Genomic DNA, 24232 nt, shown 5'->3' on the forward strand with positions numbered 1-24232 from the left:
AGCTTGAGGGAGCTTCCCTGTCGGACTGCATAATCGTCAACAGTTCGGGGAACAGCCATGGCGATGGACGGTAAGTCAGGGGCGAATGCGCCGCTAAGTGAGGCCGAGCTTCAGGATCTCGTTGCCGCGACAGATACGGGCGCACGAAAGCCGCTGGGCTATGCGGCGTGGGTCATATCGGGCGTTGCGCTGTGCTGGTCACTCTTCCAGCTCTATATTGCCTCGCCGCTCCCCTTTATGCTCAGCAGTGCGACCGGGATACCGCTCGTCTTCAATGACACCCAGACGCGCTCGATCCATCTCGCCTTTGGCATCTTTCTCGCCTACATGGCCTATCCCGCCTTTTCCAGAAGTCCTCGCGACCGAGTGCCCTTACTGGATTGGATACTCGCCCTCACTGCCGCGGGGGCCGCACTCTACATCTTCATCTTTTACCGCGACCTCGCACGCCGACCGGGTCTGCCAATCACGCAGGACCTGATTGTTGCCGGCGTTGGGATTGTGCTTCTGCTCGAAGCTACCCGCCGCGCCTTGGGGCCGCCGCTGGCCGTGGTCGCGCTGGTTTTCCTCGCCTACGTGTTTTTCGGCTCCTCGACATGGCTGCCAGACATCATTCGCTGGGGCGGCGCGTCCTTCGGTCGTGCGATGGACCAGATGTGGCTGTCGACAGGGGGCGTTTTTGGCGTTCCTCTTGGCGTATCGACCGCTTTTGTCTTTCTGTTCGTGCTGTTCGGCTCAATGCTCGATCGTGCGGGTGCCGGCAACTTCTTCATCAAGCTTGCTTTCGCGCTGCTGGGTCACCTTCGCGGTGGTCCTGCGAAGGCCGCTGTTCTGTCATCAATGATGACGGGTCTCATATCGGGGTCCTCAATCGCGAACGTGGTGACGACAGGCACCTTTACGATTCCGTTGATGAAGCGTGTCGGCTTCTCAGCTGAAAAGGCGGGATCTGTCGAAGTAGCCAGTTCGGTGAACGGTCAGATCATGCCGCCGGTCATGGGCGCGGCCGCGTTTCTTATGGTCGAGTATATCGGCATCCCCTATATCGAGGTAATCAAGCATGCATTCCTGCCCGCGGTCGTCTCCTACATCGCGCTGCTCTACCTGGTGCATCTTGAGGCAGTGCGCGGCGACATGCCTGTTCTGCCAAAGCGCGTTCACTCGACAGGTTTTCAATCTCTGCTGAGGGCAGGGATTGTGATGGCGTCGATCGTGATCCTCGCCGGTGTGGTCTATTACCTTATCTCGCTCATCCGGATGATCATTCCTGGTGTGTCCGGCCCAGTACTGATCGCGCTGCTTCTGCTCGCCTATGTCGGCTTGATCTATTACGCCGCGAAAGCGCCGGATCTGGAACTCGACGATCCGACAGCGCCAGTCGTGGAACTGCCGCTGGTCAAAGATGTCATCAAGACCGGCCTGCATTATCTGCTGCCGCTCTTCGTGCTCGTCTGGTTCCTCATGGTTGAGCGTCGTTCGCCTGGGCTATCCGCGTTCTACGCCGTGCTGCTGCTGATTGTCGTCGTCCTGACTCAAAAGCCGCTCAAGGCGCTATTCCGCGGTATCCACAGCCACGGGCAGGTTGCCGCTTTCCGCGAAGGCTTCGAAGATCTCGTGGTGGGCCTTATCGCGGGTGCCCGCAACATGATCGGCATCGCCTGTGCGACCGCGGCCGCTGGCATCATCGTCGGTACGGTGACCCTTACCGGCATTGGTCAGGTGATGGCGGAGTTTGTGGAGTTCCTGTCTGGCGGCAACATTTTCCTAATCCTCGTCTTCACGGCGATCATCAGCCTCATTTTGGGCATGGGGCTGCCAACGACTGCCAACTACATCGTCGTGTCCTCACTGATGGCACCGGTGATTGTGGAAGTTGGGGCTGCGAACGGCGTTCTGATCCCGCTCATCGCAGCGCATATGTTCGTTTTCTACTTTGGCATCATGGCGGATGTGACGCCCCCCGTCGGGTTGGCATCTTTTGCCGCCGCTGCGGTTTCAGGTGGAGACCCAATGAGAACGGGCTTCGTTGCGTTCTTCTACTCGCTGCGAACCGTGCTGTTGCCATTCATTTTCGTGTTCAACACGGATCTGCTCTTGATCAATGTAAGCGTGCTGCAAGGCATCTGGATATTCGTTCTCGCGACCATCTCCATGTTGATATTCGCGGCCGCGACACAGGGTTTCTTTATGGCCCGCAACCGCATATGGGAAACGCTGGCGCTCCTTCTGGTCACTTTCCTCTTGCTGCGACCCGGGTTCTTTCTCGACTTCATCCAGCCGCCTTACCAGACGGTAGAGGCTGGCAGCATTGAAGCCTCCATTGCGGAGCTGCCTGACGGTGCGCCGATACGAGTTCATATCTCTGGGCCGACCTTTGACAATCCGGATGTCGTCCGAGAGCGAATTATGTCTTTCGATGTAGGTGCTGCGAGCGCAGGGGGCCTGGCGCGCTTCGAAACATCGACTGGCCTGACCATTCGCCAGGAGGGGGATGTCGTGGTGCTTGACGAGCCGATGGATCTAAACAGCCTTGCCGGGAGAACGCTTTCGGACCTCGACTTCTACGCTGACAAGCCTGTCGTAGTTAAAGCTGTTGAGGTTCCGTCCAAGCGATTGCCACGAGAAATATTCTATATCCCGGCGCTGTTGCTATTTGCGCTGGTAGTCTGGGCGCAACGCCGCCGCGGCGGCACCTGGGCTGGCAATCCGCAGGCAGCTTGAGGGGGGAAAGTGATGTTCAAGAACATTCTGGTCTCAATCGACCTCGGCGAGGCAAAGGCGGAAGAAAAAGCAATCCGAACCGCCGTAGAGCTGGCGCGGTTCAGTGGTGCCAATCTCCATGTCCTTACAGTGGTTCCCGACTACGGAATGTCGCTGGTCGGGGGCTTTTTCCCCAAAGGGCACGAGAAGCAGGCGATGGAGCAGGCCAACATCGCGCTGCATGAGTTCACCAAGGCGCATGTCCCGGCCGACCTACGACACCGCCATATTGTCGGCCACGGCTCAATCTACCGCGAGATCCTCCACTACGCCAAGGTAAGCAAGGCCGACCTCATCGTGATGTTGGCCTCGAAGCCAGGGCCAGAGGATTATCTCCTAGGCCCAAACGCCGCCCGCGTGGCTCGCCATGCCAACGTGTCCGTGCATGTTGTAAGATAGCAGTGGAATCCAAGCTGGACCAACCACAGCGCCTAGCTGGTAATCTCGAAAGACGCGTGTTCGATCTCCCTCCGGCGAGCGGCAGTCCCATGTCGGTCTTTCAGTGAACACCTGTGGGGGGCTAAAGCTGCCTATCGCCTCAATCTAACTACCGGCTTCGATAGGGACACGTCCGTCTTCGCAAAGTTAGGGCACCTACTCGGCTTCCGCCCCGATCTCTGCCGCTACTGAGGATGCGTGTTCAGCCTGCTCGCACAGGTGGCCGCCGCAGGTACCGGGACACTCTTTCTCGACGAAATCGGGGAACTTGACGCGCATTTGCAGGCTGCATTGTTGCGGGTCCTTGAGGATGGACGTTATCGCGCCGTCGGCGGCCGGAAGGAAAAAGTCTTCCAAGGCAGGATCGTGGCAGCAACCAACGCTGATCTTCCCCGACTTCGTCAAGAGCGGCAATTTCGGGATGATCTCTATTATCGCCTGTCGGTTCTGGAGATCCACATCCCACCGTTGCGAGAGCGCAGGTCCGAAATACTCGATCTGGCGACAGCCATGCTACACGCTGCCACTAAGGAGACGTTAAAAGAGCATCGGTTCTCCGAGCGCACTACGGCTGCCCTGCTGGATCACGACTGGCCCGGCAAAATTCGCGAACTGCGCAATCGCCTGCAAAGAGCTTTGGTGTTTGCAGGCAGTGCCGAACTTCAGCCCGAGGACATTTTTCCGGAGAAACGGCTGCAAGAACAAGAACGCACGCTAGCCGACGCACGCCGTCGTGCCGAAGCCGAAATGATCGAAAAAGCCCTTGCTGCCTCTGGCGGACGCGTGACCGAAGCAGCGAAGAGCCTCGGGATATCCCGGACGACCTTATGGAAGCGCAAGGGCAGGACCTAAGCTTCTAGAATGGTCCACGTGGGCCATCCACGCTTAGATCGAGGCTGTACGCGATGAGATAGACGAGCTCTATGACGCGGCCGATCACACGAGGTACCGTCCGGCTCCTGCTGACCGTGGGCGTTGCGAGGAAGATTCGCCAGCAGCAGTCCGCCCGTTTTCGCGCGATACCTTTGACGACACATCCATGGCACGGATACCCCAATTTGGGATCCTAACGAGAGAATATGTTCGGAGAATAGCGTTTTGCGCGTAATTGACGAAGAGTCGGAAACGCCGTGGCGGAGAGGATGGGACTCTCCGCCAATTAGGCGCAAAAGGCTACTTTCCCGCCTGGCTTTCAGAGCGGGAACGCTTCAGCGATACTTTCCGCGATACATAGCACGATACTTCAGCCCTGAGAGCCCCTATCCGGGCAAAGTTTACCTTCCGATCGGCAGGGCCGATTTGCACGTGCTCCTGAGGTGGGCGAGCGTCACCATCACGTTGCCGCAACGGGCTCGAACTTTCGGCAGGCATCGCAGTGGGCCAGGTGCGGCCGAGGCAAAGGCCCCGAGGCGGGAAGCCGGGTTGCAGTGGAGCAGGGCGAACGACGTTCTTCACCCCCTGCAGCCCTGAGCCCCAAGATCCATCGGTTTATGTTGGGCAATTCCGACAGTTGCCGCTTCCGTCTCCATGTTAGCCGGCCGCGGATCTCTTACCACTGAACGATATCGCTGCCCAATCTCGCGAAGGTTCTTTCGAAATCAGCAAGAGGTTAAGGCGCTTCGCCTGTATTTCCGTTGGACGAGAGGATGCTGCAGAAGTCGCGACCTCATGGCTAACACGCAGCGAATGAAACTCCCCTTTCAACCGGGGAGCTTGCGGATTTCGTTTCCTGGGCTAGTAACCTCAATAGTTCTAGCCAGGGCGGCGTGAATGAAACTTCGTGCGTGAAGACGGTCGAAATTTCCCTACGCACTTATTTCAAGAGGCACGATTGGGTCACCTAGCGGTATCCATTGCAAGAGTGGATTGGGATGCCACCGCCGGATCGGCATGCTTCAGGGGGAATTCGAGCTCTTCGACTACGGCTGTGGGCGTGGCGACGACGTAGCCATCCTGCAGGCGAACGGTTAACCACGCGCCTCGGCCAGCACTTCCAACGGCGTCTCACCCGTGAATTGTGGTGCGCCCGGTCCGTAAGCTTCGCTGCGGCTGCTCGCTCCGTCTTCGTCTTGCCCGTTTGCCAACTTTCTTGTCCTCACTCCCTCAAAGAAGAGGCGGGCATGAGCCGCCATGATGTCCGCCCGGATGCGGGCCTGCCTCGCGGTCAGCGCGCCGAGGCTGACGCGGACGAGGGGAAGCTCGTGGCCGCAAAGGTCCTTCGGAACCCTAATCTGGAAGATGTAAACGGAACCTGATCGCACGAGGTACCGTCCGGCCCCTGTGCCGCGCGGACGTTTGGAGGATGCTTCCCGGGCCGCTGAACGCGTCCTCCCGAGCGATACTTCGGGCGATACATTCAGCGATACTTCTGACGATACATCCATGGCACAGACACCCTCATTTGGGTTCCCAGCCAGGAAATCATGTCGGGAAAACAGCGTCTTGCGCGTAATTGGCGAAGAGTGGGTTCGCCGTGGCGGAGGGAACGGGACTGGGGTCCAACCTTCTCCATGCCAGAGCTCTATAAACCTGCTCGCCTTGGCACCTTCCTGCTGTATGCCTCTCGCGCAATGCGTCGGGTCGAATTGGTATGAGCAGGTGTCTTTGGCGCGGGCTTCGTTCCGCCCCCGCGAATGGGATCCCTCAACAAGCGCAGGCCGTTTAGCACCACCAGAACCGTTCCCCCTTCGTGACCGATCACGGCGAGCGGGAGAGGGAGTTGGAAGAACAGCCCTCCGGTTACCAGAATTGCCATTGCTCCCATGGCGAACACAAGGTTCTGCCGGATGACCCTTGCGGTGCGACGGGCCAACTGGTGCGCATCCGCGAGCCGCCCCATGTCCTCCGACAGGAGCGCCACATCGGCCGCCTGCAGCGCTACGTCTGAGCCTGCGGCACCCATGGCGATTCCGACATCAGCGCGGGCCAGCGCGGCCGCGTCGTTGACGCCATCTCCGACGAAGGCGACCTTGCCTCTGGCTGCGCGATCGCCGACCATCCGGACCTTGTCCTCCGGAAGCATGTCGGCGTGGATCTCGTCGGGCTTCAACCCCAGCTCCTGGCCTATCCGCAGGGCAACCGGACGGCGGTCGCCGGTCATCATGACGATTTCGCTGACCCCACCTTCACGCAGCGCGGCAAGAGCTGGCGCGGACGTCTTGCGAGCCTGATCGGCGATGGTGACGGCTCCCATCACTCGCGAACCTCGCCCCATGTAGATGACCGTTTGCGTGTCGGCGGCCAGCGCCTTCAGCATCGGGTGGTCGATAGATGCGCCCATCTGGACGGCAAGACGCGGATTGCCGGCCCATAATTGCCCTTCACCGTCATCGCCCACGATGCCGGCACTCGGCCGCGTGATCACGTTCATCACTCTGACCGGGTCAATGCCTCGATTGGCAGCTTCCTGCCGAATGGCCGCCGCGCTGTGGTGTTCGGAATACGCCTCGAGCCCCGCAAGAGACGACAGGAGGAGCCGCTCATCGCCATCGAGTGCCACAACCCCGGTTACCGACGCTTTGCCAGTCGTCAGTGTTCCGGTCTTGTCGAAGGCAAAAATGTCGACTGCCGCCAGTGTCTCCAGTGCCGCCCCGCCCTTGAACAACACACCGCCCCGCGCTGCCGCCGATAGCGCCGACAGGATTGCAGCGGGTACGGAAATGACGATCGCGCACGGGCTCGCGGCCACCAGCAACGTCGCGGACCGGTAGAGAGCTTCCTCCCAGTTGCGCCCCAGCCAATAAAAGGCCGCGAAAGCCAAGATTGCTCCGGCCATCACCGCCACCGTGTAGCGCTGCCCGAACCACGCGCTAAAGCGTTCGGATGGTGCCTTAGCCGCCTGCGCCTCCGTCACGAGCGCAATCATACGTGCAACGGTGCTTTCCTCGACCGTCCTCGTCACGGTCACCTCGAGCACACCGTCGAGGTTAACGGTCGCCTCAAAGACTTGTGCGCCAGGCTCCTTGGAGACCGGCATCGACTCGCCGGTGATGTTTGCCTCATCCAGCGAGCCGCGACCGCCGACAATCACACCGTCCGCAGGAACGCGCGCGCCCGGTCGCAGCACCACGACATCATCCACTTCGAGATCGGCGGCAGGTACTTCGGATACCGTTCCGTCCGAGCCACGCCTTAACGCGGTCTCGGGACGCAGTTCCATCAACGCCTGGATGGCGCGGCGCGCGCGGCCGAGCGCCCGTTCCTCCAGCGTGGTCGAAATACTGAAAAGCGTCAGCAGAACCGCACCCTCGAAGGGTGCGCCGACCGCCGCAGCCGCGACGGCCGCAACCACCATCAGAAGGTCGATGTCGAGTATACGCTCTTCCCACAAGGTGACGGCGGCTCGCCATGCGGCCGGGAGCCCTCCAGACAGATAAACCAGCGACAGACCTGTGACCGAGAAAAAAGCGGCGACGTTGCCTTGAAGAGGCCATAGCGCGAGCGTGGCCAGGAGCATCCCCAGGACGGTGAGGGCCGTCAGTATCATCGCACGATCAAGATTAAATAGTTTGCTCACTTTGTCTCCTGGTCTGGGTATAGCCTCACACTGGAACTGCACCGCAGGTCCAGCGACGCTGCCGCACTTGCCGAGCGCCCAGCGACAATGGGTAATCGTCGGTGAGCGACGACGATCTCCATCGAAGGCGTCGGTAAGAATGAACTACTGTTCGGCCGTCTTGCGGCCGAAGTTTTCGTGGGAAGCGTGGGCATCGCTCTTGGTTCGGTGGACAACGCCATCAACATGCTCCGGAGGACTGTAAAGGGTATAAAGTTTGAGCGGCTCGTCGCCGCTATTTTCAGGTTGTGGCGCGTCCCGGCCGGCTCATTGCCGTGTCCGAGATGACCTCGTTCACGACGCCGTTCGCCACGTCCTTTTCCGACACGGCAGACCTGATCTTCCCTCATCGTGCACTTCTTCGCCGATCTCCTCGCCGGGCTGGCATTGGCGCGCTCCCTCTAGGCAATCGGCACCTTATACAACAAGATCAGGTTGGCGAGCTATCATTGCCAGTGACACGGATGAGACTACGTCGAAACCACCAAATCACAAGGGAACAACGAATGCAGGTACTCGTTTTCAACGCCGGCAGTTCCAGTCTCAAGTTCGGCGTCTTCGGAGTCGGCACGGAGACACGTGAGGTCTTCAGGGGTTCTTACGAGCGCTTTCGGGCGGGAGGATGCGAATACCGCTTCCGCCATAGAGAAACCGACGAGCAGGGTGCGGCCGAATTCGATAGTCCCGGCGAAGCGCTGAAAGGGGTTCCGGCCGCGCTGAAGCGGTTCGGGCTCGACGCAATCGACGCTGTCGGGCACAGGATCGTCCATGGCGGCGCAAGGTTTACCTCGCCGACACTGTTGGACGACGAAACGGTCGAGGCCATAGAGTCCTTGACGCCGCTGGCTCCGCTGCACAACCCGGCGAACCTGGAGGCAGTCAGGCTCTGCCGCGGACTTTGGCCGGATGTACGACAGGTGGCCGTATTCGACACAGCCTTCCATCTTGGCAACCCAGCCTTTGCGAACACCTATGCGGTGCCGGCGAAGTGGCGGGATGCCGGTCTGCGCCGCTACGGGTTTCATGGTACCTCTCACAAATATGTGGCCTATAGGGCGGCCGAAGAGATCGGCCGACCGCTCTCCGACCTCCAGCTTGTCAGTATCCATCTCGGCAACGGGGCAAGCGTCTGCGCCGTCAACCGCGGAAACAGCATGGACAGCTCGATGGGCATGACGCCGCTTGAGGGTCTGGTGATGGGAACCCGCTCCGGAGATGTCGACCCCGGCGCATTTGGCTTCCTGTCGCGCGAACTTCAGCTTTCGGTGCAGGAGATCGAGGATGCCCTCTACGAAGATAGCGGGCTGAAGGGACTGGCAGGCTCGTCTGACATGCGCGACATCGAAGAGAGGGCTTCGAAAGGGGACCCCCACGCCCAGCTGGCGATCGAGATCTACGCCTACCGCGCCAGGAAGTATGTCGGGGCGTATGCGGCGGCCATGGGAGGGCTGGACGCGGTCGTCTTCACCGGGGGGGTCGGCGAGAACTCTCCGTCGATGCGCCGGCGCATCTGCGACGGGCTGGACTTCATGGGCCTGCAACTCGACCACGACCGCAACATGGCCGTGAACCTGTCAGACCATGCGGCGCCGCAGATCCAGGCGTACGGCTCCCGAGTCCGCGTCTTCGTGACAGAGACGGCGGAACAGCTCATGATCGCCCGCGAGACGGCGGCAGCGCTCGCTGACGGAAAGCCAGGGGGCGCGTTGCGCCTACCGATCGCGGTCTCGGCCAGGCACGTCCACCTGTCCCGCGAGGCGGTCGATGCGCTGTTCGGCAACGGCTACTTGCTCGATCATGCGATACCGCTGCGACAGCCGGGTCATTGGGCCGCAAGGGAACGGGTCACGCTCATTGGGCCCAAGGGCAGGCTCGAACGTGTAGCGATCCTCGGACCGCTGCGCCAACGCACGCAGATCGAAGTGTCGCGCACCGACAGCTTCGCACTCGGCATCGACGTGCCGGTGCGCGACAGCGGCAGGCTCGAAGCTACACCGCAGGTCACGATCGAGGGGCCTGCCGGAAGCTTCACCACCGATGGCCTGATTATCGCGGCCAGGCACATCCATACCAATCCCGCCGATGCGGCGCGGCTCGGCATTCAGGATGGGGAGTATGTCGACGTCCGCGTCAGCGACGACGATCGCGCCCTCACTTTCGGCCGGACGCTGGTGCGTGTGCGCAAGGACTCTTTCACGGAAGTGCATATCGACACCGACGAGGCTAATGCCGCAGGCATCGAAGTCGCCGCAACGGGCGAACTGGTACAGGTTTGACGCAACGGAGTGGCTGTCGTCGGACGCCATCAATCTCCCGCATAGGCGGCAGTCTTATAGGGCCAGCTCCATTCCCGGATCTCAGGCATGTCCTCACCGTATTGCTGGACATACGACGCGTGCTCGGCCAGCGCTTGCTCGCACAGCTCGACCACTCGTTCGCCGCCCATGCCAGGATTCGGCAGCCGCCTGACCGCGGCCATGACCAGATGGAAGCGGTCGAGCTCGTTCATGACTGCCATGTCGAAGGGGGTAGTGGTCGTGCCTTCTTCCTGGAACCCGTGGACGTGGAAATTGTCGTGGTTGGTCCGCTTATAGGTCAGGCGATGAATGAGGTACGGATAGCCGTGATAGGCGAAGATCACGGGCCTGTCCTTTGTGAAGAGAACGTCGAATTCATCGTCCGTGAATCCGTGCGGGTGGGTGGTGTGAGATTGCAGCGTCATCAGGTCGACGACATTGACAATCCTGATCCGGAGATCGGGTAGCTCGCGCCGCAGCAGATCGACGGCGGCGAGAATTTCCAGTGTCGGCACGTCGCCGCAGCAGGCCATTACCACATCGGGCTCCTCGCCAGCCGGGCATGTGGAAGCCCATTCCCAAATCCCGGCGCCCGCCTCGCAATGGCGTTCCGCCTGCTCGGCGGTGAGCCATTGCGGCTGAGGCTGCTTGCCGGCCGTGATCACGTTGATCCGGTTCCAGGTTCTCAGGCAGTGGTCGGTGACCCAGAGCAGGGTGTTGGCATCCGGAGGAAAATAGAGGCGGACGGTGTCGGCCTTCTTGTTGGCGACGAAGTCGGCGAAGCCCGGATCCTGGTGGCTGAAGCCGTTGTGGTCCTGGCGCCAGACATGCGAGGTCAGAAGATAGTTGAGCGACGCGATCGGCTTGCGCCACGGCAACTCGGCGGAGACCTTGAGCCATTTGGCATGCTGATTGACCATAGAATCCACGATGTGGATGAAGGCCTCGTAACAGGAGAACAGGCCATGCCGCCCGGTCAGCAGGTAACCCTCCAGCCACCCTTGGCAAAGATGCTCCGACAGAACCTCCATCACCCGGCCCTCGCGCGCGAGGTGCACGTCGTAGGGCTCGATCTTTTCCATCCAGACCCGGTCCGTCACCTCGAAGACGGCGTCGAGCCTGTTCGAAGCGGTCTCGTCCGGACCCATGAGGCGGAAATTCCGCGCCTCCGCATTGAGGCGCAAGACCTCACGCAGATAAGCTCCCATCAAGCGGGTCGCCTCGGCGATCGTCTCGCCCGGTCGGCCGATCTCGAGCGCTAAGCTCTTCCAGTCGGGCAGGACGAGGTCTTTCTTCAGGAGGCCACCATTGGCATGCGGAAGCGAACCCATGCGCTTCTCGCCTTCAGGAGCCAATGCGGCAATCTCCGGCCGGAAGCGACCTTGCTCGTCGAACAGCTCCTGTGGTCGATAGCTGCGCAGCCACTCCGCTAGGATCTTGCGGTGAGCAGCATCGCCGCGTGCATTCGACACCGGGACCTGATGCGAGCGCCAGAAGTCCTCCACTCGTTTCCCGTCGACCTCCTTCGGTCCGGTCCAGCCTTTCGGGCTGCGCAGGATGATCATCGGCCAGCGCGGGCGCTCGCCGGACCAGCCTTCCTTCCGCGCTTCTCGCTGAATGTCGCGAATACGATCCATGGCCAAGTCCACCGACGCCGCCATGGCGCGGTGCATCGGTATCGGCTCATGGCCCTCGACGAAGAGCGGCTCGTAGCCGTAGCCTCTGAAGAGATCTCGCAGTTCCGCGTTCAGCATGCGCGCCAACAAAGTGGGATTGGCGATCTTGTAGCCGTTAAGATGCAGGATCGGCAGGACCGCGCCATCGACATGCGGATTTAGAAACTTGTTGGAGTGCCAGGCGGCCGCCAGCGGGCCTGTCTCAGCTTCCCCGTCGCCGACCACGCAGGCGACGGTCAGGTCGGGATTGTCGAAAGCGGCACCGAAGGCATGGACAAGAGCGTAGCCGAGTTCGCCTCCCTCGTGGATGGAACCGGGCGTCTCTGGGGCGACGTGGCTGGGCACGCCGCCCGGGAATGAGAACTGCCGGAAAAGCTCCCGCAATCCTTTTTCATCCTGCGTGATCTCCGGATAGATCTCGCTGTACGAGCCCTCGAGATAGGTGTTGGCGACCATTGCAGGCCCGCCGTGGCCGGGACCACAGATGTAGAGGATGTCTGTGCCGCGCTCCCTGATGGCTCGATTCAGATGCACGTAAATGAAGTTGAGGCCGGGCGTCGTGCCCCAGTGACCGAGAAGCCGCGGCTTCACGTGCTCCGCCTTCAACGGCTGACGCAGCAGGGGATTGTCCATGAGATATATCTGGCCGACCGACAGGTAGTTGGCCGCGCGCCAGTAGCGGTCCATCAACCCCAGTTGCGTGTCATCCAGTTCCGCCATACCGAGCTCCGTAATCCAGTTTCTGCCACAAACCGTTCGTCGGTGGCCTCGCCGGCCGGTCATGATTAGCTGTACCGCCTCTGCGGCCTCGAACACCCAACGGGACTCGCCACGGTCGCCTACTTTTGGCCCGATGACGTCAATCACCCACCAGGTCTCAGCGCAACAGATCAGAATCCTCCCACCGAGTATCGCACAGCCAAGACTTATCGAAATCTGACGTGTGCGTCTGTTCGCCACGCGCTACCCTCCATGGTATCAGAATGAAACAGCTATCGACAGGGAGGAAACGACCCCATGTCCAGAACGATGGTCGGAATGGCCTGGTTAGCGGTGCTGATGACTCTCGGCCCAGCATTCGCCTATGCCGATGACCTTGCCCAAGGGAAGGCGCTGGCGGAGTTGAACTGCGCGCGCTGCCACGCGATCGATCGAACAAGCAAAAGCGAGCATGCGGATGCGCCGCCCTTCCGGACGCTTTCACAGCGTTACCCTATCGATGCGCTGGAGGAAGCCTTTGCCGAAGGCATATCTACAGGGCACCCTGACATGCCAGAGTTCGTGGCGACACCCGACCAGATCGACGCAATCCTTGACTATATAAGCAGCCTCAACTGATTAGATCATGGCTCGGATCGCAAGACTGTCGGATGGGCTTGCGCCACTATTATAGCGGTCGGCTTCGAGGCCTGCGCGTCGGCCTCCGCGCAGATGTCTCCGCGCCGGCCGCTCCTGCGGTTGATGCAATGCAACTGGCTTTGGCTTCCGGTACTCGAACATGCGATCTTCGATACCGACGGCCGCTATTGCCAATGCTACAGTCTCATTCCCCGCTGTCAGTCACTACCTGCCTCAAGGCTGATCCTTCATGCGGCATACATACTATTGCCGTCCAATGTGATAGTTTTCGCCTGCAAGGCTGATCGACACGGTTAAGGAGAGCGCTCAATGAGCCAACCTGAGGTCGAAACCTACCGCGGCAACGACCGCGGGCAGCGATGTTGCCATCGAGACCGCCGATATTGCGCTCCTCAACGATGATCTCGGCAAGATCCCCGAGGCCATGGCGATCTCGCGTGCGACACTTGGCAATATGCGCCAGAATCTGGTGATCGCTCTGGTGACCGTCGCCGGACTGCTGGCCGGTGTGTTCTCGGGCGACATTCATATGGCGGGCGGCATGCTGGTGCATCAGTTGTCGGTGCTGATCGTCATCGCCAATGGCATGCGGCTGCTGCGGGTGCCGAAGGCGGCCCGGCGCGCGGCCATCAGTCGGGAAACGCAGGCGTCCGCCGCGGCCGCCAGGACGTAATTGTTGTTCATGACGAGTCTCCCCGCGCCCACCGGCGCGGGGATGGAACTTTCGATAAGGTACATAATGTACGGCAGGAATGATTTGACGGAGATGCGGACATGAATACTCACCCCCACGAACAACCCTGGGACGAGGTTCTTCAGTTCTGGTTCCCCGAGGGAAGCTCCGCGGCAATCGCATTGAACGCCCACCGGGAACATTGGTTCTGGCGGATGCGAGGCTGCGCGGACCGCGAGGTCATCGCCCGCTTTTCAGACATGACCGCACAAGCTGCGGCTGGCAATCTTGATCACTGGGCCACCGATCCTGAAGGAAGGCTCGCACTCATCATATTGCTGGATCAATTTTCGCGCTCGGTCTGGCGCGGCACTCCACGCGCCTTCGCTCACGACCCGGCGGCACTGGAGCTTTCACTGGATGGGTTGGCGAATGGTCATTATACTGCCCTGCCAACCCCATGGTTCAAGATCGTTCACGGCCTACCGCTCGGTCATTGCGAGGGGCCGGATCACCTTGCACGCATCAGACGACTTATCGGCCTGCGCGAGGAAGTCGCTGCAGAAGCACCAAAGCCATTACAGCCGATCTACCAGTCACTGGTGAAACAGGCACAGGACGTAAAAGAAGTGATCGAAGCTTTCGGTCGTCATCCTCACCGCAATCGCGTTCTCGGTCGGGTATCCACTCCTGCAGAAGAAGCCTATTTGCAAAAGGGCGATTTTCCGCATGAACGGGCATTTCAATGAACCGCCGGTGAGAGAGCGCTCACCCTGCGGACTTTTTTCAAGAGAACCCCACCATAGTCGAGACAACTACCGCGTTGATGAGATCGATGAAGAACCCGCCGACGAGTGGAACGATGACAAAAGCCTTGTGCGCCGCGCCATGCACCTGGGTGACAGCGGTCATGTTCGCAATGGCCGTCGCGGTCGATCCAAGCGAGATTCCGCCAAAACTTGCCGCGATAACGGCGGCTTCGTAGTCTTTACCCATTGCCCGGAACACGACCAGTATTGTGTAAGCGACCGTAAGCAGGATCTGAAGCGCGAGAACCGTAAGGATAAAGCCGAGGAAACCGCTCAATGCCCATAGTTGCAGACTCATCAACGCCATGGTGAGGAAGAGCCCGAGAGCGATATCCCCTATCAAACTTAATCCCTGCTGGATGCTTGGCCAATGGCGGTGAAGTGACTTGTTGACGATGCCAGGCGTGGTGTTGCGCACCACGATGCCTGCGATCAGGCAGCTCACGAAGGTCGGTAATGTGAACTCCATCGCTGCGATCGACCGGTCGATGAGCAAACCCAGTATAATAGCGACGTTGAGCCCTAACATGGCCCAAAGGACACTGAAATAATCAAGCTTCGGGGCAGGCTCCTCGTGCGGTGCGCCAATGTCGAGCCGTATGTCACCAGAGGTCACTATCCGATGGCGGCGGATGAGGAAGGTGGCGATTGGTCCGCCGATCAAACAGGCTGCGATCAAGCCTACGGTGTTCGATGCGACGCCGAGTTCCAGGGCATTGTCGATTCCTAGCGTTTCGACGAAAAACGGTGCCCAGGCAAGAGTAGTGCCAACACCTCCTGTCAGGGAGATGGATCCGGTCATCAGCCCGGCGCGAGGATCGTGGCCAAAAATCGTTGCCATCCCCATTCCCGCCAAGTTCTGCACAATCAGAAAACCTGCCGCCAGGAGGACCAGGATTGCAAGTGGGCTCCCGCCGCTTCGGAGGGTGCGAACATCGGACTTGAGCCCTATCCCAGCAAAGAAGACGAGCAGAAGGAAGTCCCTGGCATCGAGTGTGAAGCGGATTTCGCGGCCCAGGACGAAATAGAGGAAGCTGACAAAAGCTGCACAGGCAAGACCCCCGACGACTGGCTCTGGCACCGAGTAGCGACGCAGGATTTCAGCGTTGAGCGTCAGTATCTTGCCGCTGAGGAGGAGCAGGATCGCGATCGTGAACGAGAAAAAACCATCGATCTCGACCAATAGTACCTCAGGGAAGTTTGTGCAGATGAGGGCAATGCAGCACGATGCAGTGCGGGACGCTCTTCGTCAATATAGCTATGCGGCTCGCTCATCCCTCGATCATCCTTCTCACATCCCGCACGGCACAAACATGGCCTGACCCCATAGGGTGGTCCGGTTTCAATCTTAGTTCATGATCGGCCTTGGGGCTATTGCCTGGGCAGATGACGGTGCTGCTCCGCTTGCTGGCGCCGGCCAGATGATGGCCTCGGGTGCCGGTGGCTTGTATCCAAGCGACGAGTGTGGCCTCTCGGTGTTGTAGTACCGCCGCCAGGCTTCGATGATGATCTTGGCCTCGGCGAGGCTGTAGAAGATCTCACCGTCGAGCAGTTCGTCGCGGAGCTTCGAGTTGAAGCTCTCGCAGTAGCCGTTCTCCCAAGGGCTTCCAGGTTCGATGAACGCTGTCTTTGCGCCGACGGCTACGATCCACTCCCGTACAGCCTTGGCGATGAACTCCGGGCCGTTGTCGGAACGGACATGGCCGGGCACACCACGCAGGATGAACAGGTCCGACAGGGCGTCGATGACGTCGGTCGAGTTGAGCTTGCGATCGATGCGGATTGCAAGGCATTCCCTGGTGAACTCGTCGATGATGTTGAGCATGCGGAATCTCCTGCCATCGTGGGTCCGACCCTCGACGAAGTCATAGGACCAGACATGGTTTGGATGCTCGGGTCGAAGCCGGATGCACGATCCGTCATTCAACCAGAGCCGCCCCCTCTTCGGTTGCTTCTGGGGAACCTTCAGCCCCTCCCGCCGCCAGATCCGTTCGACACGCTTGGCGTTCACCGTCCAGCCTTCAGACCGCAGCATCGCCGTGATCCTGCGATAGCCGTAGCGCCCATACCGGGAAGCGAGCCGGATGATGTCGGAGGTCAACGCCTCTTCATCGGGCCGGCCTTGCGGCTTTTTGCGCTGGGTCGAACGATGCTGGCCGAGAACCTTGCAGGCAAACCGCTCCGAGACGGAGAACTTCGCCATGACACGATCGACGCAACGGCGACGGCGAGCGGGGCTCAGAAGTTTCCCGAAGCAGCCTCTTTCAGGATCAGCTTCTCGAGTGTCAGGTCCGAGACCGCCTTGCGCAGCCGGTCATTCTCTTTCTCGAGCTCCTTCAGCCGCTTCACCTGGTCACCCTTCAGGCCACCGAACTCCTTGCGCCACCGGTAATACGTAAACTGCGTCACGCCGATCAAACGGACCGCTTCTCCGACAGAACGACCTTGCGACAACAGAACATCGACTTGGCGCAGCTTCGCCACGATCTCTTCGGGTTTGTGCTTCTTCTGGGGCATTCCAACGTCCTCCTACGGCTCAATAGCCTACTTCAGGGAGGACCACTTTTCAGGGGGCAGACCAAACCAGTTCGACCAGAATGCCATGGGGTTCTTTCGTACGCTGGTTAGGTCACAGCATCAGGATGCCGTCGCTTTGCCTGATGGCATGTCGACCGCTTGTTTTTGGGTCCGGCTCGTGCACGATATCCAAGTAATTCCTACCGGAGAGGGTAAAATGTACAAACACATTCTGATTGCCACCGATGGCTCTGAACTTGCCCGCAAGGGCCTTGAACATGGTCTTTCACTTGCCAAGCCGCTCGGCGCAAAAGTTACGGTTCTAACCGTCTCGGAACCCATGCGTCCGGAGGTGGAGCGTGCCGCCCGCATGGGTGGTGTCGATGATCCCGCCGGTTGCTTCGATCAGCAGATCGATGCAATCATGAAGGAGCGATTTGCGTTCATCGAACAACGCGGGTCCGAGCACGGCATCACTGCAGATTTGATGCATGAAATTGATGATTCACCTGCAGAAGCAATCGTCCGGTTTGCCAAGCTCAGGGGGTGTGATCTCATAGTAATGTCCTCACATGGCCGACGTGGTGTGCAAAAGGTGCTGCTCGGCAGTCAGACATCCGAGGTGTTGGCAAACACCACTATTCCTGTTCTGGTTGTCCGATAGTCGACCCTTGCAGCTCAGAAAGCTGCGGGTTTCGTGGACAGAGTGGCCGGCTCGGCGGCTGCTTGTCGAGGCTAAGTGTGCGCGCTACGATCAGGATACGTTTCTGAGGCTGAAGGATTGCCATGTATACTCACATTCTCATTTCCACCGACGGTTCCGAACTGGCACAGAACGGCGTCAATCACGGGCTATCCTTGGCAAAATCTCTCGGCAGCAAGGTCACCATCGTCACTGTGACCGCACCATTTCCACCGATGGCGGGTACCGCGGCGTCGGCCGGCTGGGTTGCGACCAAGGCAGATGTTGAGCACTACGATGCTGGCCAGAAGGAATTCGCCAGCGGCATACTCGCGGCGACCGAGGCTGACGCCAGGAAAATCGGTGTTGAAGCAACCACGGTTCACGTGTCGGATGCCTCGCCGGCCAGTGCAATTGTCAATGCGGCTAAAAACCAGGGTTGCAACCTGATAGTTATGGCCTCTCACGGTCGACGCGGTATCAAAAGATTGCTGCTGGGTAGTCAGACTTCTGAAGTTCTTGCCACTGCACATATCCCAGTCCTTGTGATCCGCTGACCAGCCAACATCACAGCATCAAGATGCCGCGGGTCTCGTAGACCGAGCGGCAGGCATTGACGTCACGGGCCACAGCCCGGCCAAGTGCGTTGCAGATGGCGACGATGCCGTCGATGCGTTCCGTCGAGCGCTCCTTGTCCGGCTTGATGTTGCCAGCCGGATCGTGGCGCACGGCAACGTTTGAGGCGTTCCACCGCAATACCGGATGACCGCCATGCCAGAGTGAGCGCGACACCGACAGCCGCTCCAGTTCCGCCGTGGGGGCGGCCATGCTCAAAAACCCCTGTCCGAACTGGACCAGGCTCAGCCCTTCATCAGTCAAGTGCTGGACGATTTCGCCGGCAAAGGTTCGGTCGTAGGACAGCTCACGCAGGTCGTAGCGTGAAGCCAGTTCGATGATTTCTTTTTCGGCGAAGGCGAAGTCGGTGGCGTTGCCGGGCGTCGCCGTCAAGAATCCCTGGTCGCGCCAGACATCGTAGGGCACGCGATCGCGCCGCACGCGACGCAGGATATCGTCCTCCGGGATCCAGAAGCGGCTGAGCACAATCCACTTGTTGGCAAGCGCCCCGAGCTCATCGTCCAGCGTCGGCGGAAACACCAGCACGAATGCCGACAAATCATTGACGCGAGCGAGATCGAGACCGCCATAGCATTCACGACCCAGCAGCTTCTGTTCCAGTTCCTCGAGATCGTGTTTGACGATGCGCCAATCGGTTGTGGCAGGCAGGCCACCTTCTTCCCAGACCGCCATGTCCAGCCAGCGGGTGACCTGTTCGGTCCATTCATTCAACCGCAGCCGCCGGATGGCATTCTGTTGTGCCGGCATTTCCTTGGCCTCGTCGATCTGGCGCTTGAGATCATCGACTTTGACGGGGACGCCGAGGCTCGGATTGGCCTTCACCCAGACTTCTGGATCGGTCCAGTCGTCGCCCTCGTCGATGGTGGCGATATAGCCAAACCAGCTATCGGAGGAGTCCGTCGGCACCGTGCCTTCCAGTGCCCGGTGAATGGCCGTCGGTGTTTGGCGATGCCAAGATGACGACGGCACTCCTCGACCGTTTGACCCACCACTGCGAGATTGTGGAAACCGGCAACGAGTCCTGGCGCTTCAAGAACCGCTCTCAAAGCTAAAGCCGAAGATAACCATCACCCGCACTTGGCCTACCCTATGCAACCCCGGCCAGCGCCGGGCAGGCCAAGCGCTGATCGTCTGTAGGAGGGGTCAATATTGGACGCCGATAAGGGGTCAATATTCCGCGCCGATTGACAATCTGCTGCTAGAAGCGAGGGACGCACGGGGCTTGCCATATGCGCGCACCAAGGTTGAGTAAAGTACGAGCCATAGAAGCAATAGGGTTCACCGAAACTATTTCTGCCAGTCTGTTAGGAGTTATTGTATGTCGGATCAAAATAATCGTGACCAGCTGAGGAGCATCGGGTCCACTACGGGCGGCGGCGCACCGGCGCCAAGCGACCGAAACTCGTTAAGCATCGGCCCGGATGGTCCAATTGTCCTTCATGACGTGCACTTTCTCGAGCAGATGGCACATTTCAATCGCGAGAAGGTGCCGGAGCGTCTGCCGCACGCCAAGGGCGCTGGTGCGTTCGGCGTCTTCGAAACCACCGAGGATGTTTCGGCTTATACCAAAGCCGCATTGTTCCAGAAGGGCGTTATGACGGACATGCTGGCGCGGTTCTCGACCGTTGCCGGTGAGCAGGGTAGCCCTGACACATGGCGCGACGTACGCGGCTTTTCGCTGAAGTTCTACACCAGCGAAGGCAACTACGATCTCGTCGGCAATAACACACCGATCTTCTTCGTGCGCGACCCGATGAAGTTCCCGCATTTCATCCGCAGCCAGCGGCGCCTTCCGGATTCCGGCCTGCGTGACAATCACATGCAGTGGGATTTCTGGACCAACAATCCGGAAAGCGCCCACCAGGTTAGCTATCTGATGGGTGAACGCGGCCTGCCGCGCACCTGGCGCCACATGAACGGCTACGGCTCGCACACCTATATGTGGATCAACGCCCAGGGTGAGAAGTTCTGGGTCAAGTACCATTTCCATACCGAACAGGGCATGGAATTCTTCAGCAACCAGGAAGCGTCGGTTATGGCCGGGTCGGATGCTGACTTCCACCGTCGCGACCTATTTGACGCGATTGAGCGAGGCGAGCACCCAAGTTGGATCCTTTCGGTCCAGATCATGCCGTATGCGGAAGCTAAGACCTACCGCATCAACCCGTTCGACCTCACCAAGACCTGGCCGCGCAGGGATTATCCGTTGGTCAGGGTCGGTAGGATGACGCTCAGCCGCAATCCGGAAAATTTCTTTGCGCAGATCGAGCAAGCTGCTTTCTCGCCCGGCAATACAGTTCCTGGTATCGGTCTGTCACCGGATAAAATGCTGCTCGGGCGTGCGTTCGCCTATAATGACGCGCAGCGAAACCGCATCGGTACCAACTTCCATCAACTACCGGTCAATCAGCCAAAGGTGCCTGTCAACACGTACCTGTTTGACGGCCACATGACTTATCATCATAGCGGGAATGCACCGGTTTATGCGCCTAACAGCGGCGAACGGCCGTGGGCTGACGAGACGGGGCCCATGCCCGATGGTTGGGAGGCTGACGGCACGATGGTACGCAGTGCCTATACGCTGCGCAGCGACGACAACGATTTCGGTCAGCCGGGAATTCTGGTCCGCGACGTCTTCAACGACGAACAGCGTGCACAACTGGTGGAGACCGTCGCTGGCAGCCTGCTCGGCGGCGTCCGCGAGCCTGTGCTGAGCCGCGCATTCGACTATTGGAAGAGCGTGGACGCGGATGTCGGCGCTCGCATTGAGGAGAAGGTGCGCCAGGGCAGCGCGGCGAAGCCCGCCGAAGGCATGGGCGAAGCTTAAGGAACGTAGCCGCCGGACGAGTTTGTTCCGGCGGCTACCATCACCAAGCGTCAGGCCTGACATATCTCTCGGCGTGGCGCTCACTGCTTTCGATGCCCTGATTGATGAAAAACGCGACAGGGCAGGGATGCTTCAGCGGCGCGTATACTCTCGCCGTCTACTCTGATAGCCCTTTCCGGCAAGGCGGATCGACACGGTCAAGGAGGATGTAGAATGACCCGAGCCATGACCGAAGCCTATCGCGGCACCGACAAATTGCTCTACGGGATCATCCTGGGTGTCCTCGCTTTCTGGCTGTTTGCCCAAACGACGCTGAATATCGCGCCTGACATGGCAGCGGATCTTCAGCTCGAACAATCATTCATGAACATAGCGGTGTCGATCACCGCGCTTTTTTCCGGCATCTTTATCGTGGTCATGGGCGGGCTGGCCGACCGGTTGGGCCGCGTCAAGATACTGAATTACGGCTTCGTCTTCTCCATCATTGGTTCGCTCCTGGTTGGTCTGGCGCCATCGGGGGCCATGGGCGGCACATTCCTGATGCTGGGGCGCATCTGCCAGGGTCTTTCCGCCGCCTTCATCATGCCCTCGTCGCTGGCGCTAGTAAAAGCCTATTGGGATGGGGCCGAGCGTCAGCGCGCAATCTCGCTCTGGTCGATGGGATCCTGGGGTGGCTCTGGTTTCGCCGCACTGTTTGGCGGACTGATGGCGCAGAATATCGGCTGGCGCTGGATATTCATCATCGCGGCCGCAGTGTCTGTCATTGGCATGCTGATGGTGCGTGGTACGCCCGAGAGCAAGGCACCCCAGAAAGCAGACTACAAGTTCGATCTGGCTGGCGTGGTGACGTTCATGATCGCCATGGTCGCTTTGCAGATCTTTGCCACGCAGGGCGGCGCATGGGGCTGGACCAGTCTTGCATCGCTTGGCCTGCTGGCCGTCGCGGTGATCGTCAGCATCTTGTTCTATCGCATCGAAACCAACAATCCGAATGCATTCGTCCAGTTCCGCTTGTTCAAGAACCTGACCTATACAGGCGCTACGATTTCGAACCTGCTGCTGAACGCTACCGCTGGCATCATCATGGTGGCCATGCTGGTGCTGCAGCAGGGTGGTGCCATGACGGCACAGACGGCGGGGCTTCTGACAATCGGCTACGCCGTTACGATCCTTGCCTTCATTCGCTATGGTGAGAAGCTCTTGCAGCGACACGGACCGCGCAAGCCAATGCTTTGGGGCAGCTATATCGTTGGCGTGTCAATTGCTCTTCTGATGCCGACCAACCTGATGCTTGGCACTTACACCATTCTGGCAATCATCGCCTTCTCGCTTTTCGGCATCGGGCTTGCGTTTTACGCCACGCCGTCCACTGATGCGGCTCTGTCGAACCTGCCCGAGGATCAGTCTGGTGCCGGTGCCGGTATCTACAAGATGGCCTCTTCGCTAGGCGCGTCGTTCGGCGTTGCCATTTCGGCAACGATCTACACGGCTATCGCCGGGAACCCGGAAGGGGTCGAATGGATCGAGGGTGTCATTACCTTCACGGGTAACCAGGAAAACCTTGCTTCGCGAGAAGCGGCGTTCTTTGCCTTGCTGGCAAATCTGGTGATGGTAGCAGCAGCCGTCGTCTCCATCCTGGTCACCGTGCCGAAAGGCAAGTCGGTTGTGCGGGTGGAGCCAGCCCCTGCCAAACGTGTAGGCTCGAACAAGTCGGGAGAAGTGATATGAATGCTATCGCCAAGCAGCTTGACACGGAAGCGATGCGGCAGTGGTTCGAGCACATGCACCGCCACCCTGAACTGTCGATGCAGGAGCAACGCACAGCAGAGTTCATCGCCGAGACGCTGCGCAGCTTTGGCGGCTATGAGGTTGAGACTGGTATCGGCAAGCATGGTATCGTTGCGACGCTAAGTGCCGGGAGCGGCGACAAGACAATCGGACTAAGGGCCGATTTCGACGCGTTGCCCATCCAGGAACAGAACAACTTCGCCTACACGTCGACAGTGGACGGGGTTTCACATCTGTGCGGCCATGACGGCCATACCGCTATGCTGCTCGGGGCCGCCAAGTATCTCACCGATACGCGCAACTTCAACGGAACCGTCCGTCTGATTTTCCAGCCCGGCGAGGAAACCATGGAGGGCGGCCCCGCGATGATCCGGGAAGGCCTCTTCGAACGGTTTCCGGTCGATGCGGTGTTCGGCATGCACAACATTCCGGGCCTAGAGGAGGGCAAGTTCTACTTTCATCCCGGCGAGATGATGTCGGCCGTTGATAATTGGGAGGTCGAGATCGTCGGCAAAGGAGGCCATGGGGGTCTTCCTGAGCTGACCATTGACCCGGTGGTGGCAGGCTCGTCCATCGTCATGGCAATCCAGAGCATTGTCGCGCGCAACGTGGCGCCGGCGAACCGCGCGGTTGTGACCATCGGGGCGTTCATTGCCGGCAACGCGGGCAATGTGGTCGCTGGCAACGCCATCCTGCGCTTTTCCGTTCGTACTACTACGCAAGAGGATCGCGAGATGGTCCTGCGTAACATCCGCCGCATCATCGACCATCAATCGCAGTCCTTCGGCTGCACGTCCGAAATCCGGGTAGGTGTGCCGGGTGCGGTGCTGGTCAATGACAGGCAGGAAACCGAAAAAGCGGTAAGTATCGCGCAGACCGCGTTTGGGGAAGATCAGGTGATCTATCCCGGCCCTTCATTCCTCGCCTCGGAGGACTTCGCGTTCATGCTGCAAAAGAAGAAAGGCACCTATTGCTTTCTTGGCAGCGGTCCGGGAAAGATGGTCCATCATCCCGAATATTATTTCAATCAGCAGATCATGCCCATCGGCGCGGCCTATTGGGTGGCGCTGACCGAAGGGTACCTGCGCTGATCCGCTATCATGGTGCGTGCCGCATTATCTTCCTTCGTTAGCTGGACCGTCGTAGACGCGGCAAGAATGACGACTTCGACGCGGAAAGTGCAGCCCACGCAGCCTTTGCGAGACGACATACTAC

The 24232-nt window shown here is 59.7% G+C and carries 18 protein-coding genes and 1 pseudogene; 13 read left to right on the forward strand and 6 right to left on the reverse strand.

Features of this window, described 5'->3' with window-relative positions:
- Positions 1 to 57: 57 nt before the first annotated feature.
- The 3 genes from IOD40_RS18810 to IOD40_RS18820 all read left to right on the forward strand — a co-directional run bounded on the left by IOD40_RS18810 (position 58) and on the right by IOD40_RS18820 (position 4050).
- A complete protein-coding gene (locus tag IOD40_RS18810; protein ID WP_198478246.1) occupies positions 58 to 2721 on the forward strand; it encodes a TRAP transporter permease in 2664 nt (887 codons plus the stop codon).
- 12 nt (positions 2722 to 2733) lie between these two features.
- Positions 2734 to 3159: a universal stress protein gene (locus IOD40_RS18815; RefSeq protein WP_198478247.1), complete on the forward strand. Its 426-nt coding sequence runs from the start codon at positions 2734 to 2736 to the stop codon at positions 3157 to 3159.
- A 237-nt stretch (positions 3160 to 3396) separates the two neighbouring features.
- Positions 3397 to 4050 carry a sigma 54-interacting transcriptional regulator gene (locus tag IOD40_RS18820; RefSeq protein WP_198478248.1) on the forward strand — a complete coding sequence of 218 codons (654 nt, stop codon included), beginning with the start codon at positions 3397 to 3399 and terminating at the stop codon, positions 4048 to 4050.
- Between the two features lie 1115 nt (positions 4051 to 5165).
- Here IOD40_RS18820 and IOD40_RS18825 read toward each other — a convergent pair.
- Together IOD40_RS18825 and IOD40_RS18830 are read right to left on the reverse strand one after the other, a co-directional pair.
- A complete protein-coding gene (locus IOD40_RS18825) occupies positions 5166 to 5459 on the reverse strand; it encodes a DUF6538 domain-containing protein (protein ID WP_198478249.1) in 294 nt (97 codons plus the stop codon).
- Positions 5460 to 5719: 260 nt separating this feature from the next.
- Entirely contained in the window at positions 5720 to 7684 is a 1965-nt protein-coding gene (locus IOD40_RS18830; RefSeq protein WP_198478270.1) for a heavy metal translocating P-type ATPase, read from the reverse strand.
- 575 nt (positions 7685 to 8259) lie between these two features.
- Between IOD40_RS18830 and IOD40_RS18835 the strand changes: the two genes are divergently transcribed.
- Positions 8260 to 10029 carry an acetate/propionate family kinase gene (locus tag IOD40_RS18835; RefSeq protein ID WP_198478250.1) on the forward strand — a complete coding sequence of 590 codons (1770 nt, stop codon included), beginning with the start codon at positions 8260 to 8262 and terminating at the stop codon, positions 10027 to 10029.
- Between the two features lie 29 nt (positions 10030 to 10058).
- On the opposite strand, the gene IOD40_RS18840 is transcribed toward IOD40_RS18835, so the two are convergent.
- A complete protein-coding gene (locus tag IOD40_RS18840) occupies positions 10059 to 12446 on the reverse strand; it encodes a phosphoketolase family protein (protein ID WP_198478251.1) in 2388 nt (795 codons plus the stop codon).
- A gap of 339 nt (positions 12447 to 12785) precedes the next feature.
- Between IOD40_RS18840 and IOD40_RS18845 the strand changes: the two genes are divergently transcribed.
- The 3 genes from IOD40_RS18845 (at position 12786) to IOD40_RS18855 (ending at position 14507) form a co-directional block, all read left to right on the forward strand.
- Positions 12786 to 13064 (forward strand): c-type cytochrome, encoded by a 279-nt coding sequence (locus tag IOD40_RS18845; protein WP_233714057.1) that lies wholly within the window; start codon positions 12786 to 12788, stop codon positions 13062 to 13064.
- A gap of 445 nt (positions 13065 to 13509) precedes the next feature.
- A complete protein-coding gene (locus IOD40_RS18850; protein WP_233714054.1) occupies positions 13510 to 13758 on the forward strand; it encodes a hypothetical protein in 249 nt (82 codons plus the stop codon).
- A gap of 101 nt (positions 13759 to 13859) precedes the next feature.
- Positions 13860 to 14507, forward strand: a complete 648-nt coding sequence (locus tag IOD40_RS18855) for a DUF924 family protein (protein WP_198478252.1) — start codon at positions 13860 to 13862, stop codon at positions 14505 to 14507.
- Between the two features lie 37 nt (positions 14508 to 14544).
- Here IOD40_RS18855 and gltS read toward each other — a convergent pair whose 3' ends face one another.
- Complete coding sequence (gene gltS / locus IOD40_RS18860) at positions 14545 to 15750, reverse strand: sodium/glutamate symporter (protein ID WP_198478253.1); 1206 nt, start codon at positions 15748 to 15750, stop codon at positions 14545 to 14547.
- Positions 15751 to 15915: 165 nt separating this feature from the next.
- A protein-coding gene (locus IOD40_RS18865) for an IS3 family transposase (protein WP_198478254.1) occupies positions 15916 to 17084 on the reverse strand; the annotation gives its coding sequence in 2 pieces (ribosomal slippage) (positions 15916 to 16820 and positions 16820 to 17084; 1170 coding nt in all).
- A 217-nt stretch (positions 17085 to 17301) separates the two neighbouring features.
- On the opposite strand from IOD40_RS18865, the gene IOD40_RS18870 reads away from it, so the two are divergent.
- Positions 17302 to 17748, forward strand: a complete 447-nt coding sequence (locus IOD40_RS18870) for a universal stress protein (protein WP_198478255.1) — start codon at positions 17302 to 17304, stop codon at positions 17746 to 17748.
- Between the two features lie 122 nt (positions 17749 to 17870).
- Positions 17871 to 18323 (forward strand): universal stress protein, encoded by a 453-nt coding sequence (locus tag IOD40_RS18875; RefSeq protein WP_198478256.1) that lies wholly within the window; start codon positions 17871 to 17873, stop codon positions 18321 to 18323.
- A gap of 10 nt (positions 18324 to 18333) precedes the next feature.
- Here the strand turns inward: IOD40_RS18875 and IOD40_RS18880 are convergent, their stop codons facing one another.
- Positions 18334 to 19371, reverse strand: a complete 1038-nt coding sequence (locus IOD40_RS18880) for a terminase TerL endonuclease subunit (protein ID WP_325099779.1) — start codon at positions 19369 to 19371, stop codon at positions 18334 to 18336.
- On the opposite strand from IOD40_RS18880, the pseudogene IOD40_RS18885 reads away from it, so the two are divergent.
- The 4 genes and pseudogenes from IOD40_RS18885 to IOD40_RS18900 all read left to right on the forward strand — a co-directional run.
- Positions 19326 to 19454, forward strand: a pseudogene (locus tag IOD40_RS18885) (ATP-binding protein); the annotation flags it as partial. The gene IOD40_RS18880 and the pseudogene IOD40_RS18885 overlap by 46 nt on opposite strands.
- A gap of 266 nt (positions 19455 to 19720) precedes the next feature.
- On the forward strand, positions 19721 to 21229 hold the full coding sequence (locus tag IOD40_RS18890) for a catalase (RefSeq protein WP_198478258.1): 1509 nt from the start codon (positions 19721 to 19723) through the stop codon (positions 21227 to 21229).
- A 213-nt stretch (positions 21230 to 21442) separates the two neighbouring features.
- Positions 21443 to 22957, forward strand: coding sequence for an MFS transporter (locus IOD40_RS18895; RefSeq protein WP_198478259.1), 1515 nt, complete (start codon positions 21443 to 21445; stop codon positions 22955 to 22957).
- A complete protein-coding gene (locus IOD40_RS18900; RefSeq protein WP_198478260.1) occupies positions 22954 to 24108 on the forward strand; it encodes a M20 aminoacylase family protein in 1155 nt (384 codons plus the stop codon). Before IOD40_RS18895 ends, IOD40_RS18900 begins: the two co-directional genes overlap by 4 nt.
- Positions 24109 to 24232: the final 124 nt, after the last annotated feature.

The organism is Aquamicrobium zhengzhouense, from assembly GCF_016124105.1.
Taxonomy (GTDB): Bacteria; Pseudomonadota; Alphaproteobacteria; order Rhizobiales; family Rhizobiaceae; genus Aerobium; species Aerobium zhengzhouense.

Coding starts and splice junctions, on each gene's coding strand:
- IOD40_RS18810 (WP_198478246.1), top strand. CDS start 58: ATGGCGATGGACGGTAAGTCAGGGGCGAATGCGCCGCTAAGTGAGGCC.
- IOD40_RS18815 (WP_198478247.1), top strand. CDS start 2,734: ATGTTCAAGAACATTCTGGTCTCAATCGACCTCGGCGAGGCAAAGGCG.
- IOD40_RS18830 (WP_198478270.1), bottom strand. CDS start 7,684: ATGATACTGACGGCCCTCACCGTCCTGGGGATGCTCCTGGCCACGCTC.
- IOD40_RS18835 (WP_198478250.1), top strand. CDS start 8,260: ATGCAGGTACTCGTTTTCAACGCCGGCAGTTCCAGTCTCAAGTTCGGC.
- IOD40_RS18840 (WP_198478251.1), bottom strand. CDS start 12,446: ATGGCGGAACTGGATGACACGCAACTGGGGTTGATGGACCGCTACTGG.
- IOD40_RS18845 (WP_233714057.1), top strand. CDS start 12,786: ATGACTCTCGGCCCAGCATTCGCCTATGCCGATGACCTTGCCCAAGGG.
- IOD40_RS18850 (WP_233714054.1), top strand. CDS start 13,510: ATGGCGATCTCGCGTGCGACACTTGGCAATATGCGCCAGAATCTGGTG.
- IOD40_RS18855 (WP_198478252.1), top strand. CDS start 13,860: ATGAATACTCACCCCCACGAACAACCCTGGGACGAGGTTCTTCAGTTC.
- IOD40_RS18870 (WP_198478255.1), top strand. CDS start 17,302: ATGTACAAACACATTCTGATTGCCACCGATGGCTCTGAACTTGCCCGC.
- IOD40_RS18875 (WP_198478256.1), top strand. CDS start 17,871: ATGTATACTCACATTCTCATTTCCACCGACGGTTCCGAACTGGCACAG.
- IOD40_RS18890 (WP_198478258.1), top strand. CDS start 19,721: ATGTCGGATCAAAATAATCGTGACCAGCTGAGGAGCATCGGGTCCACT.
- IOD40_RS18895 (WP_198478259.1), top strand. CDS start 21,443: ATGACCCGAGCCATGACCGAAGCCTATCGCGGCACCGACAAATTGCTC.
- IOD40_RS18900 (WP_198478260.1), top strand. CDS start 22,954: ATGAATGCTATCGCCAAGCAGCTTGACACGGAAGCGATGCGGCAGTGG.